Raw genomic sequence first — 12,926 nt, 5'->3', positions numbered from 1 at the left:
TCACACCGCCGCGGCGAGCTCCGGCACCCGCGCGGGATACCCTCCGGCGTTGCGCACGAAGGCTTCGAACATCATCAGCGACCACAGCGGCGAGCTGTAGTCGCGGGCGCCGGACTGATGCGCGTCGACGAGATGGCGCAGGTAGTCCGGGTTGAATATCCCGGTCGCCGCAAGCGTCTCGCCGAGCACGGTCTGGCGCACACGCTCCCGGAGCGGGCCGCGAAACCAGCGGGACAGCGGCACCGAAAATCCCATCTTGGGACGATAGAGCACATCGTTCGGCAACAGCGGCTCCATCGCCTTCTTGAAGAGATACTTGCCTTCCTGCCCTTTCACCTTGAGGCCTGACGGCAAGGTCGCGAGCCATTCGACGAGCTTGTGATCCATCAGCGGCTCGCGCACTTCGAGCGAGTGCGCCATGCTGGCGCGATCGACCTTGGTGTTGATGTCGCCGACGAGATAAGTCTTGAGGTCGACATACTGGATCAGCGCCAGCGCGTCTTCGGTGTGCGCCGTCGCCGCATGGCGGCGGAAAACCTCGATCGCGTTGTAGCCGGCGAGTTCGCTGCGGAAGCGGTTCGAGAACAGTTGCGCGCGCATCGCGTCGCCCAGGATCGACACCGAGTGGAAATAGGCCTGCAGCGAATCGCGCGCGAGCGACTGGAACGTCGTCTTCGCGCGGAACATGCGCGGCGCCCAGTCCGCCTTCGGATAGAGGCGGCCCAGCAGGCCGAACATCGGCTGGCGCACGCCGAGCGGGAGCGCGCCGCGCATCCGCTCTTCCATCAGGTGCAAGCGGTAGCGGCGGTAACCGCCGAAACTCTCGTCGCCGCCGTCACCCGACAGGGCGACCGTGACCCGTTTGCGCGCGAGCTGGCAGACGCGCCACGTCGGGATCGCCGAGCTGTCGGCATAGGGTTCGTCATACAGACCGGCGAGCGTGTCGATCAGGTCGAAGTCATCCGACTTCACCGTCTCCACGTAATGGTTCGTGCGGTAGCGATCCGCGACTTTCTGCGCGAACTCGGACTCGTTGAATGCGGGGTCGTCGAATGCGATCGAGCAGGTGTGCACAGGTTCGTCGGACAGGCCGGCCATCGTCGCGACGACTGCGCTCGAATCGACGCCGCCGGACAGGAAAGCGCCGAGCGGCACTTCCGCGATCATGCGCAGCCGCACCGATTCACGCAGCCGGGCGGTGAGTTCGGCAGTCGCGTCGGCGAGCGACAGCGGATTGTCGAGCGTGAAGTGCACGTCCCAGTAGCACCGCGGCGGCGGCACGGGCTCGCCGCGCCGCACGCACAGCGTTTCGGCCGCGCCCAGCTTCTTCGCCCCGGCGAAAATCGTCCGCGGTTCGGCGACGTAACCGAGTGCAAAATATTCTTCGACTGCGTGCGCATCGATGCGGCGGTCGAGCAGCGGGTGCTGCATCAGCACTTTCAGTTCGGAACCGAATGCGAACGTCCCGTCGGGCAGCAGCGCATAGAACAGCGGCTTGACGGCGAGCCGGTCGCGCGCCAGGAAAAGCGTCTCGCGGTTGCGGTCCCACAGCGCGAACGCAAACATGCCGCGAAAACGTTGCACGCAGTCCTCGCCCCACGCCTCCCACGCATGCACGATCACTTCGGTGTCGCTGCGGGTGTGAAAGACGTGACCGAGCGCTTCGAGCTCCGGCACCAGTTCCTGGAAGTTGTAAATCTCGCCATTGAAAACGACTGCGACCGACCCGTCCTCGTTGAACAGCGGCTGCTGGCCGGTGGAAAGGTCGATGATCGACAGGCGGCGGTGCGCGAGCGCGACACCGGGCTCGAAGTGGTAACCGCCTTCATCCGGCCCGCGGTGCACCTGCACGTCGTTCATGCGGCGCACCAAGTCGCGGGGGAAATCGCGCTTGCCGCGAAAGTCGAAAAGCCCGGCAATACCGCACATGACGCAGTTCCTTTGTCAGGCTACACGGCGCAACGGCAGCGCCGCCTCGATGGAGGTTCGATAGAGCGCTGCATAGCGATCGACCATGACGTCGAGACTGAACTCCGCATCGACTCGGCCGCGGCCCGCATCGCCATGTCGCCGGCGCAGCATTCCATCGGCAACATATGGTGCCAGTGCATCGGCCAGCGCAACATAATCAGATGAGGGTACGAGCGTTCCTGTAAAGCCATGCTCGACGAGTTCGGGATTGCCGCCGACATCGGTGGCGATCACCGGCAACCCGCTCGCCATCGCTTCGAGGATCGTGTTCGAGATGCCTTCCGCGAGTGACGGAAGCGCGAAGATGTCGAGGCCGCGCATGACATCGGCGACGTCCGTCCGCTCGCCGGCAAGCCACACGACAGTGCCGATGCCGGCGGCGCGGACTTCGGCTTCGATGCTGCTGCGCGACGCGCCGTCGCCGGCAATGATCAGTCGCAGGCAGTCCGTGCCGGGCGCACGCTGCGCGATGAGGTGCGCGACCGCCCGGACGAGATTGCGCTGATCCTTGACCGCCTCCAGGCGACCGACCGTGCCGACGAGCACCTCATCGTTCCCGCCGAAAGGCGAGCCTGCAATCGGCGGACGTGGGCCGTCCGGCGGCCGAAAACATGCGGGATCGACGCCGTTGCAGATGCGCTCGATGCGCGCGGCGGGGACGCGAACTGCGTCGGTAAGGTAGAGCGCGAGGTGCCGCGACAGCGCCACGTAGCGACTGACGAACGGACGGTACAGCCGCCGCACGAACTGCAGCTTCCGCCGCGTCCCGCCCGGGTCCGCCACATCCCAGCCGTGTTCGCCGTGGATTCGCACCGGAACCCCGGCCGCACGGGCAGGCACGACGGCTTCGAGCGCGGCGAGATTGCGGGTATGCACGATCGCGGGGCGCCTGTCGCGGAACAGGCGATAGAGCTGAGGGTAGACCTTGACCCCGTGACCTGGCGGTTTGTCGAGCGAAATGAACTCGACGTCGGGCCGAACGATGCGGCGGCAGAATGCCGGCGCGCACTGCGTCAGCGCCACGACGACGTGCCGGAAGCGGTCGGAGGGCATGCGGTTGATGAGGTTCACGACGCCGTTTTCCAGCCCGCCGACATCGAAGCGGTAGACGACGTGCATCACGAGCATCCGACCGATCATCGGATTCTTTCCCGCGCTGCCGCGTCGAGCGCCGCGTCGATCCCGTCTTCATGCGCCCGCACGAAGGCGCGCAGCCGGGCATCGGCGTTTTGCGGGGCATCCAGCTCGGGGGTGACAAGCACGATGACGCTCGACTGGTCTGCCCGTCCGAGCACCCTGTCCAGCGCAAGGCGCAACTTGACTTCGGCCTCGCCGGTGACAACCCTCCCATTCACGCGGTACCACTGCCAGACGCGCATTCGCCCTTCGGCGGTGTTCAGGTCGGCTCCCTGGACGCGCCCTGCCGGAGACTCGACAGCGAAACGCGAAACGACGTAAGCCTCGCCCTGGCCGGTGCTGACGAGACCGTTGCCCCACGCGACCATCTCGCTGCCGTCGCGCTGGTCTGCGTACCAGCCAGCATACATGCCGACTGGTTGCCCGTCGGGCCCTCGATACATCGCGAACGCCTCGCCGCGCGCGTTCGCGTAGTGCGGCCGGTAGCCCAGCAGATCGGCCGACGCCTCACGCCACCCCGCCGCCGGCGCAGGCAAGTCGACTTTCACCGAATAGTCCTCGACCGGACGGTCGATCATCCCGTGCGCGAGCGGAAACGCTGCGACGGCGAGCGCGACCGGCACCGCCCCCGCCCATTTCGTTCGCGAACCCGTTTGCCCCAACGAAGTCCGGACGGGGGCCGGCACCTCTTCGCGCCAGCGCGCGCCGATCGAGAACATCAGCAGAATGACGACACCGAAGAAAATCCAGCCATAGATCAAGTGGTCGACGCCCGCCGCGATACGGTTGTCCGACAGGTAGCCGAGCATCACGATCATGTAGGCGCGCAGCCAGTTCGCGACGATCGGCACGAGCATTGCGACGAGCATGAACAGCGCCCGTCGATGCAGCGTCGTGTAGTTCAGGTATGCGTAGAGGGCGCCGACCATCGTCGAGGCGATCAGGTAACGAACTCCGCTGCAGGCTTCGACGACAGACCAGCGGCCATTGGGCACGATGAAATGCAAGCCTTCCTGGTAGACGGGAACGCCGGTGGCGCGCAGCGCAAACACCGTGAAATCGGCGGTGTACTCCATCAGCACCGGCAACAGGAAGTCACCGATCGGCACCGCAAAAACGAGAAACGCGAGCGGAAACAGCAGAATGCGCGACAGCCGCCAGCCGAGCACGCCGACAAGCCCGGCCACGAGCATCGCGACGAGCGCGAAATGCGATGCCCCGGCGACCCCGACGAGCCTGCCGACCATCCACACCACCCCGATGGCGGCAACGGGCAGGGCAAGCCAGGGCACCGGTTGCGGACGCCATTCACCGATTCGCTCCCGCGCGCGCCACACGAGCCACGCGAAAATGGGCAGAACCGTCAACCCGTGCGCGTACGTCTCCGTGCGCCACCAGATCCGCCCGATCTCGCTCGCCGTCGGCCAGTACCACGCGAGGAGCCACACGACCGACACCGTGAGGTTGACCGCAACAGTCACGAACCCGGCAGGCAAGCTTCCCTGGGCCGCCGGGAGAGCGGGGACCGCGAGCCGGTCGTGATCCGCGTCGCGTTTCATAGGACCATCATCCCAAGTTGCGCACGATGTGCGGCCCGATCGCGTTCGCCACGCGTATCGGCAGCCGGCGCCACAGCGCGATGAAAGCGCGGTACTTCGGATTCAGCGGATTGTTCTGCGGCACCGAGTCGCGCCTGTAGAGACGGTATTCGTACGACAGCGGCTGTGGCTCGAAGCCCCAGTTCTTCTTGAAGCTGAACGGACCGGTGCCGATCTTGCTGCGGCCGAAATCGAACAGCCGGCAGCCGCGCGCGGCGGCGCGGCGCATCAATTCCCAGTATTTGAAATCGTTCGCCGCGACGTCGCGCGCCATCACTGCGTCGCCAGCGTAGTACGGCAGCACTTCGTCGCGAAAATAAAAACTCAGCACGCTCGACAGTGCATTTCCATCCGCATCGCTCACCGTGAGCACTTCGCAGTCCGGCCCGAAGTCCTTCATGAGGCGCGCGAAAAATGCTTTCGGCAATGCCGGCGTGCCGTGCCGCAACACGTTATCGGCATACAGCGAGAAAAAACGCTCGACATCCGGCTCGACGCAGCTCGTCAGTCCGTGCCTGATGCCCTTGCGCACCATCGCGCGCTGCTTGCGCGGGATCGCGAGCAGGTTCGCGTCGTCATCCGGCTGGATTTCCTTGCGGAACGTCACGTACAGGTCCTGGCGCGGCCACTCCTCGTGGCGAGGGGTGAGGTTGCGCAGTTCCAGATGCTGGACGCGCAAGCGGCGCGCGAGCGTTTCGGCCTCCGCCTCGACGAGCGCAACGCCTTCCGAATCCCCGGCCGACCCGCCATACACACAGAAAGGCAGGGACGTCAGCGCGTGGCCGAACAGCCGGCTCCTGACTTCGGCGAGCGGCAGCACGGCGATGATGTCGCCGGCGCGTTCCGCGTACAGGAAGAAAGTCCGGTGGCGGAAAATTTCACGGATGATCCCTTGCCACGCCGACAGGTGGAAGAACGTCGCGTCCGGGCAGCCGCGGACGAATGCGTCCCAGCGACCGTGATCGGCGCCGGTGAGTTGCCTGACGACCACCGGAACCCGATCCATCGTCAGTGCTCTCGGGACAACGGGCTTGCAGCACCGGAGCAGAACACGTGGTCCGCGCGCCCCCAGGAAAAGTCGGTCAGCAAATGACACAGGCGCGCCTCGGTGCGGTCGAGGTTCAGGTAGTGGCGAAACCGCGTCCGCGCCGACGCCGCCCTGACCCGCGGCTGCCCCGGATCGATCTCCCAAGGATGGAAGTAGAAAATCGCCGCGTGGCGGTCGTCGCGATTGACCTTGTCGATCTGCCAGCGCGACACCGCGTAGGGCAGCAAACGAAAGTAGCCGCCGCCCCCCGCCGGCCAGTTGCGTCCCAGCCAGTGCATCGTCGTGACCGGGACTTCGAGCAGGCCGTTATCCAGTCGGTACGGGAAGCGCGGCGCGTCCGGCATGCCGTAGTGATCGTGCCGCACCGGATACACGCTCGAACTGTATGCGTAGCCGGCCTGCGCGATGCAGTCGTGCGCCCACGGGTTGGTCTTGCCGATCGAGAAGCTCGGGGCGCGATAGCCGGTGACCGGCCGGCCGGTGAGGTCTTCGAGCACGCTCCTCGCCCGCGCGATGTCGGCGAGGAAGGCTTCGGGCGACTGGGCAGTCGCGCGCTCGTGCGCGTACCCGTGGCTCGCCACTTCATGGCCGCGGGCGGCGATGCGCTGCACGAGCAGCGGATAGCGCTCCGCGACCCAGCCGAGCGTGAAGAACGTTGCGCTCGTCCTGTGTCGCTCGAGGAGTTCGAGGATCAGCTCGACGTTGCGCTCGACCCGGCACGGTATCCGCTCCCACTCGCTGCGCGGGAAATGCGAGGCGAGCGCGGACACCTGGAAATAGTCTTCGACATCGATCGTCAGCGCGTTCACGATCGCGGTGCTCATGCCGGCTGCGCCTGTTTTTCATGCGCGTCGAGCCACGCCGCGAGATGCGCGGCGATGCGCTGTGCCGCGTGGCCGTCCCAGTATTCCGGCACCCGCCCGCGCTTGCCGCCGTTGTCGAGAACCGTACGGACGGCCGCCCGCAGCGCCGCCGGATCGACGCCGACGAGCGTGTTCGTGCCCTGCTCGACGGTGATCGGACGTTCGGTGTTCTCGCGGATCGTCAGGCACGGCACGCCGAGCGCGGTCGTCTCCTCCTGGATGCCGCCCGAATCGGTCAGGACGACTGTTGCTTCCGCCATCAGGCCGAGCATCTCGAGATAGCCTTGCGGCGGCAGGATAATGAAACCGGGCGCGCCGAGCCGGTCGAGCATGCCGAACCGCTCGAGGTTGTTGCGCGTGCGCGGATGCAGCGCGATCACCAGCGGCAGGCGCGCGCTGATCTCGCGCAGGGCCTCGATGATCGGCCCGAGCGTGTGCGGATGATCGACGTTCGACGGGCGGTGCAGCGTCACGACGCCGTAGCCGCCGGCGATCCGTTCGCTCGCGTACCCTGCGGCCCCAAGCAGCCCGGCCGGCGGCGCGGCCTTCGGCAGGTTGGCGCGCAGGCTGTCGATCATGACGTTGCCGACGAACACCACGCGCTCGGATGGAATCCCTTCGCGCGCGAGATTGTCGTGGGCGCTGCGTTCGGTCGTATACAGAAGATCGGAGATCTGGTCCGTCAGGACGCGATTGATCTCTTCCGGCATCCTGCGGTCATGACTGCGCAGGCCGGATTCCACGTGCGCCACCGGCACCTGGCGCTTGACCGCGACCAGCGCGCACGCCAGCGTCGAGTTCACGTCGCCGACCACCAGCACCGCGCGCGCGCCGTGTTCGTCGATGACCGGTTCGAAACGCCTCATCACTTCGGCAGTCTGCACCGCGTGGCTCGCCGAACCCACTTCGAGGTTCACCTCGGGGTGCGGCAGATCGAGGTCGGCGAACAGGCGCTCGTTCATCGCGCTGTCGTAGTGCTGCCCGGTGTGCACGAGCAGCGTGCGCAGCGGCGGCCGATGGGCTGCAAGGGCGCGGATGATCGGCGCCATTTTCATGTAGTTCGGCCGCGCCCCGACGACGCAGATCACCGGCGCTGCCGCCCCTCGCTCAGTCATGAGGTGAATCCTCCGTGGTGTCGTCGCGCCGCACCGCCGACAGCAGCTGGTTGAGGACGTCGAGCGTGGCCGACAGCGAATGTTCGAGGCCCGCGATGCGCGCCTCGATGCGCTGCACATCGAAGCCGGCCGCCATGCCGGCTACCTGCCCGGCCAGCCCGTGGGGGACCACCAGACGAGCCGGATCGATCGAGCCCGGTGCGAAAGCGCCGCCCTGGAACGAAACCGGTTTTCCGTTCGTGCCCCGCCGCGGCGCCGGGTCGAACTCCTCCTTCAGCTCAACAACGATCTCGCGCACGTCTTCCCCGGACACTTCGTGACGCTCGGCGAGGAACGCGGACAGCATCAGCCTGTCGCACAGGGCGTTGATACGTCTGGGGATGCCGCCGGTGTAGCCGTAGATCGCATCGAACGCAGCGGCGGCGAAAACCGGGTCGTTTTCCCAGCCGACGTGGTGCAGGCGATGCTCGATATAGGCGCGCGTCTCTTCGGCGTCCATCGGACCGAGATGATACGAGGCGATCACCCGCTGGCGCAGCTGCTGCATCTGCGGACTCTGCATGACCTCCCTGAACTCCGGCTGGCCGACGAGGAAGCTCTGCAGCAGCGCGTGATCCTCGAGCTGGAAGTTCGACAGCATGCGAAGCTCTTCGACCGCTTTCTCGTAGAGGTTCTGCGCCTCGTCGACGATCAGCAGCGCGCGCTTGCCGGCAGCCGCGAGCGACACGAAATAGGTTTCGAGCGCGAGCAGCAGGCCGGCCTTGTCGAGCCCCCGGCTCGGCACGCCGAACGCCACCGCGACCATGCGCAGGATGTCGTTCTGATCGACCTGAGTGCTGACCAGGTTCGCCGCGACGACCTTGCTGGGCTCGAGGCGCTCGAGCAGGCTGCGCACCAGCGTCGTCTTGCCGGCGCCGATTTCGCCCGTCACGACGATGAACCCCTCGTTCTGGTGCAGCCCGTATTCGAGATATGCCATCGCCCGTCGGTGACCCCGGCTGCCATAAAAAAAGGCCGGATCGGGATTGAGCTGGAAGGGTTTTGCGCGGAGCTTGAAATACGATTCGTACATTCGATCCCCGGTCAGAACTGCATGCCGACACTGGCAGTCAGGAGGTTTTCCGTGAAATCGCTCGCCCCTGCCGCGCGCTGATGGCGGTAAATCAGGCTCCCCGTGGTTCGTCTACCGAAGCGCGAGCTGACCCCGAGCGAAAACGTCGTCCGCCTCGTCTCGGCGTCGGACGTACCTGAACCTTCCGAATAGGAACGGATGAGGCTGCTATTCAACGTCGCGGTGGGGGACAGGCTGTGCCTCAGCGAAACGGTTCCCGAGCGCGTCTCGACGTCGTTGAAGAGCGAAAGATCGTCGCGCGGGTCGTTGACCACCGGCTCGCCGAGGCGGGTGCGTTCGCTGCGCTGTAGCGACAGCGTCAGAACGTTGCGCGCACCCACCAGTGACACACTGGCGCGCAGCGTGCGGGCGAGGAAATAGTTGTTGGTCACGAACGTATCGAACAGCCCGAGCCCCGGATAACCGAGTTGCTGACGCACCAGCGCCTCGCGCTCGAACGGGTCCGGCACTTCGGTCGCGAGCGCGTCGAAGAGGCTCGCGAAGGCCGGATCGTCGAAGACGCTGCCGTCCGTCTCGGTCGACGACGTGATGTCCCGCGAATAGGAAACGTTCCACCACGACAGCGGCCGGAGATGGTTGAAATCCAGGTAATAGCTGCGCCCGAAAATCCGATCTTCACCGGTAGCGGAGAGACTCGTTCTCGGCGTCGGATTCCAGTCGAATCCCGCACCGGTGATCGAGCTGCTATCCCCGGAACGCACCGAATATTCGTTCGACTCGTGGCCGGCGATGGCCCGCAGGCGCAACTGGGGCGACACGTGCAGGAACATTGTTGCGCGAGCGATTTCCTCCGATAACTCGCTGTCCGCCGCGTCGTCATAACGCGTATCGGCGCGCGAATAATCCAGCGCCCAGCCAACCTTGGCGAAAGCGTGCGGGTCGGAGAGCTGGCCACGCGTGTTCTCGACCGTGCGTGAAACGATGCCTGCGCCGCTGTCGAACCAGTTCATCCGGTAGCTGGCAAGCCCCTCGGGGCCGGCACCGAGCCTGAAGTGCAGACGCGGGCCGAACGAAAAGATCCGCGTCTCGTTGTCGCTGTCGGTAGAGAGAAAGTCCTCCGACCCCCGACCCCTCAGCTCGGATCTGTTGTTGCGGCTGACCGAAGCTGCCATGTCGACGAAAAGGACGTCTTCGACCGCTTCGATCTGCCCTTGCCCCTGCATCGCGACAAACGACGTGTTCCGGTCGCTGTCGTTGGCGTACACGACACTGCGCAGGCGGGCGTCGAGCTTCCCGGTGATGCGGCCCTGGTCGCGGGCAATCGCGATCGCCGGCGTGACTTCGGCGATCCAGTCGCCCTCGCCGTCCTCGGTCGCGCGGGCGTTGTCGGAATACGTCAACCTCGAATAGATCGAGGGCTGCACGATGAAGACCTGCGCGTGCACGCTCCCGGCGACGATCGCCAAGCCGGCAAGCGCAAGAAGTTTCACGCTCGTGCTGCTCCCGCAGCGCAAGCGAATTTCAGGCCGCGGCGTCTGTCCGCGAGTCCGCACCATACTCTTCCGTCCGAGAACCTCCGCCATAACCATATCCGTAGCCGTATCCATATCCGTAGAGACTGCCGCGCCCGCCCTCGGCCGCTTTGTTGAGCACGAGGAGTTTGACCGGGCATGCGTCGATCGTCGAAAGCGCCTGCTGGACCGTGCCGTGGGTCGTCCGGTCGGATTCGACGACCATCACGACCTGTCCCATGTGGGTCGCGAGAACCCGGGCTTCGGTGGTCGCGAGCAGCGGCGGCGAATCGAACACGATGATCCGCTCCGCGTAGCGCGTTGCCATTTCTTCGAGCAGGCGGTTCATCGCGTCCGAGGCGATCAGTTCGGTCGCGCGCTGATGCGCCATGCCTGCGGGGAGAATCGAAAGCTTCTCGACGTTGGTCCGCAGCATGACTTCGGAAAGATCCCCGACGTCGCCGACCAGCACGTCCATGAGCCCCTTGCGGGGCGGCAAACCGAGACGCGAAAGAACTGCCGGCCGGGAAAAATCGGCATCGACCAGCAGCACCGTGTGATCGAGTTCCATCGCGATGCTCATCGCGAGGTTGATCGCGGTAAACGATTTGCCTTCGCCCGGCAACGCGCTGGTGACCATGATCAGGTTGCCATTGGCCACCGCCGCAGCCCCTCTGCCCTGCGCGTTGCGAATCAGCGGGCGCTTGATCACCCTGTACTCCTCGGCAATCACCGAGCGTGGGTGGTTTGGCGTGACAAGCCCGATTTGCTTCAGGCGCTCCAGATCGAGTTCGACGTCGACGGCGTGTGCACCCGCCCGTTGCATCTCCGCGGCACGTTCGCTCCGCGCGGCACGCGCCTGCGAAGCGGTCGAGGTGGCGTCGGGAACGTGGACGGTTTTCGGCGCTTCGACCACCGTGCCGGCTTCCTCCTCCGGCGCCTGCCCGTCGGCGCGCTGCAACTGACCGAGCCGCTCGACGGCCTTTTCGATGAGACTCATGGATTGATCTCTCCTAGCCCTGCAGCAACTGAACCATCGCGGTCATCCCGGCGACCACGACGACGAACCCCGCGACGCCTCCGCCGAATGCCAGCAGCCCCTGCCGTCTTCTCTTCTGCAGCACCGGATCCGCGACCAGCGAGACTGCGCCGAGCACCGGCAAGCCGGTGATTTCGCGCAGGGAGCGCACGTTGTCGAAAGCCGGGCGAAGTTGCGAGAGCAGGAAAGCCAGTGCGATTCCGGCGCCCAGCCCGATCAGCCCGGCAAGCGGCATCAGCAGCGCGCGGTTCGGCGCCGCCGGCTTGTTCGGCAAGCTCGGCGGGTCGATCACGCGGAACTCCGTGACTCCGCCCTGGGCAGTCATTTCTACGGACATATTGGCCGATTCGCGGCGCGCGACCAGCGATTCGTAGTTGCGCTTATGCACTTCGTAATCGCGGTTCAACTGCGTCTGCTCGGCTTCGATCTTCGGCAGGAGTTCGGCCGACGACCGCAATTCCGCAAGTCGCGAGCGGAATTCCCCCACCCGCGCGCCGAGAGATGCGACTCGCGCCTCGGCGTCGGCGAGCGAAATCTTCATCTGCTGGACGACCGGATTGCCATTCGGCGCCCACGGAGAGCCGGTGTCGGCCTGCCGCATTGCTTCGACTTCCTTCTGTTTCTGCTCCTCGAGCTGCGCAATCACGCGCCGTGCGCCGACGATGTCGGGATGCTCATCGGTGTAGCGCAGCAGCAGGCCATCCAGGTTTTTTTTCAGCGCGTCGATCCGTCCGTCGATTTCCGGCAACGCAACCGACAGCGGGTTGGGCGGCTGCGCGAGGAGCACCGGCTCCTCCCCGACAAGCTGACGCTTGAGCGAATCGCGGGAATTCTCCGCTTCCTTCAGCTCAAGTTCCGCCTGCCGCAGTTGCGTGGACAATTCCGCCATCTGCGAAACGTAGTCGCGCCGCCCGTCCCCGAGCAACGCCATGTTGCGCAGACGGAAATCCTTCAGGCGGTTTTCCGCTTCACCGAGTTTCTGTTCGTAACCGGCGATCTGCTCGTCGATGAAGCGCCGAGCCGACGTCGAATCCTGCCGCTTGCCGACCAGACCCGACTCCACGAACAATGACACCAGCGCCTGAACGATGCGCTGCGCGCGCTCGGGATGAGTGTCCTGGTAAGCCAGCGTGAACAGGTTGTCGCGCCCGGCGCCCCGGATCTGTAGCCCGCCGGTGAGCTCGGCGATGAGCGCCTCGCGCTCGGCCGGCGTGCGCGCCCCCAGGTCGAGGTCGGCCATCGTGATGAGTTTTTCGACGTTCGGCCGCGTGATCAGCGTGCGGCTGAGAATCGCGATCTGCTGGTTGGTATTCGGCTGGACGGCGAGTCCCGACATCAGCGGCCGCAGCACCGACTGCGTGTCGACGTAGATGCGGGCCGTGGATTCGTATCGGTCGGGCATCGAATAGATCACGAAGCCTCCGGTGATGCCCGCGATCCACGCGAAGGCGAGTCCCCACCAGCGGAACCGCCACATTCCCCGCACGTACCCGGCTATCTGCGAAAATAGCTCTTCCATCAGCGCCCCTTGTCACCGTACGAATCGATGTATCGTGCCGTGTTGCGCAGGCA

General features: G+C 65.6%; 10 protein-coding genes. All 10 read right to left on the bottom strand.

The genetic code is table 11. From position 1 onward, the window contains the following. From PA01_11580 to PA01_11535, 10 genes are read right to left on the bottom strand one after another with little or no spacing between them, the layout of a single operon-like run. A complete protein-coding gene (locus PA01_11580) occupies nt 1–1,929 on the bottom strand; it encodes an amidotransferase 1, exosortase A system-associated (GenBank protein KON82145.1) in 1,929 nt (642 codons plus the stop codon). Between the two features lie 15 nt (nt 1,930–1,944). Further along, nucleotides 1,945–3,111 (bottom strand): TIGR03088 family PEP-CTERM/XrtA system glycosyltransferase, encoded by a 1,167-nt coding sequence (locus PA01_11575; GenBank protein ID KON82144.1) that lies wholly within the window; start codon nt 3,109–3,111, stop codon nt 1,945–1,947. Further along, nucleotides 3,108–4,667 carry an exosortase A gene (gene xrtA / locus PA01_11570; protein ID KON82469.2) on the bottom strand — a complete coding sequence of 520 codons (1,560 nt, stop codon included), beginning with the start codon at nt 4,665–4,667 and terminating at the stop codon, nt 3,108–3,110. The genes PA01_11575 and xrtA overlap by 4 nt, the downstream gene beginning before the upstream one ends. Nucleotides 4,668–4,674: 7 nt before the next feature. Continuing rightward, the gene (locus tag PA01_11565; protein ID KON82143.1) at nt 4,675–5,712 is read right to left on the bottom strand and encodes a FemAB family PEP-CTERM system-associated protein; all 1,038 of its coding nucleotides are present in this window, start codon (nt 5,710–5,712) and stop codon (nt 4,675–4,677) included. A 2-nt stretch (nt 5,713–5,714) separates the two neighbouring features. Continuing rightward, a complete protein-coding gene (locus tag PA01_11560) occupies nt 5,715–6,578 on the bottom strand; it encodes a DUF3473 domain-containing protein (protein ID KON82142.1) in 864 nt (287 codons plus the stop codon). After that, a complete protein-coding gene (gene wecB / locus PA01_11555; GenBank protein KON82141.1) occupies nt 6,575–7,732 on the bottom strand; it encodes a UDP-N-acetylglucosamine 2-epimerase (non-hydrolyzing) in 1,158 nt (385 codons plus the stop codon). The genes PA01_11560 and wecB overlap by 4 nt, the downstream gene beginning before the upstream one ends. Next, the gene (locus PA01_11550) at nt 7,725–8,804 is read right to left on the bottom strand and encodes an XrtA-associated ATPase (GenBank protein KON82140.1); all 1,080 of its coding nucleotides are present in this window, start codon (nt 8,802–8,804) and stop codon (nt 7,725–7,727) included. The genes wecB and PA01_11550 overlap by 8 nt, the downstream gene beginning before the upstream one ends. 11 nt (nt 8,805–8,815) lie before the next feature. Next, on the bottom strand, nt 8,816–10,294 hold the full coding sequence (locus PA01_11545; protein ID KON82468.1) for a TIGR03016 family PEP-CTERM system-associated outer membrane protein: 1,479 nt from the start codon (nt 10,292–10,294) through the stop codon (nt 8,816–8,818). A 31-nt stretch (nt 10,295–10,325) separates the two neighbouring features. Then, nucleotides 10,326–11,315, bottom strand: a complete 990-nt coding sequence (locus PA01_11540; GenBank protein KON82139.1) for an XrtA-associated tyrosine autokinase — start codon at nt 11,313–11,315, stop codon at nt 10,326–10,328. A 13-nt stretch (nt 11,316–11,328) separates the two neighbouring features. After that, the gene (locus PA01_11535) at nt 11,329–12,873 is read right to left on the bottom strand and encodes a chain length-determining protein (protein ID KON82138.1); all 1,545 of its coding nucleotides are present in this window, start codon (nt 12,871–12,873) and stop codon (nt 11,329–11,331) included. Nucleotides 12,874–12,926: the final 53 nt, after the last annotated feature.

Source organism: Azoarcus sp. PA01 (assembly GCA_001274695.2).
In the GTDB taxonomy this organism is placed as follows: domain Bacteria; phylum Pseudomonadota; class Gammaproteobacteria; order Burkholderiales; family Rhodocyclaceae; genus Aromatoleum.
This window is presented reverse-complemented; position numbering and strand designations above follow the sequence as displayed.

Bases quoted from the DNA above. Each gene is read 5' to 3' on its own strand.
- wecB (KON82141.1), bottom strand. From the start codon at position 7,732: ATGACTGAGCGAGGGGCGGCAGCGCCGGTGATCTGCGTCGTCGGGGCG.
- PA01_11580 (KON82145.1), bottom strand. From the start codon at position 1,929: ATGTGCGGTATTGCCGGGCTTTTCGACTTTCGCGGCAAGCGCGATTTC.
- xrtA (KON82469.2), bottom strand. From the start codon at position 4,667: ATGAAACGCGACGCGGATCACGACCGGCTCGCGGTCCCCGCTCTCCCG.
- PA01_11540 (KON82139.1), bottom strand. From the start codon at position 11,315: ATGAGTCTCATCGAAAAGGCCGTCGAGCGGCTCGGTCAGTTGCAGCGC.
- PA01_11560 (KON82142.1), bottom strand. From the start codon at position 6,578: ATGAGCACCGCGATCGTGAACGCGCTGACGATCGATGTCGAAGACTAT.
- PA01_11575 (KON82144.1), bottom strand. From the start codon at position 3,111: ATGATCGGTCGGATGCTCGTGATGCACGTCGTCTACCGCTTCGATGTC.
- PA01_11565 (KON82143.1), bottom strand. From the start codon at position 5,712: ATGGATCGGGTTCCGGTGGTCGTCAGGCAACTCACCGGCGCCGATCAC.
- PA01_11535 (KON82138.1), bottom strand. From the start codon at position 12,873: ATGGAAGAGCTATTTTCGCAGATAGCCGGGTACGTGCGGGGAATGTGG.
- PA01_11550 (KON82140.1), bottom strand. From the start codon at position 8,804: ATGTACGAATCGTATTTCAAGCTCCGCGCAAAACCCTTCCAGCTCAAT.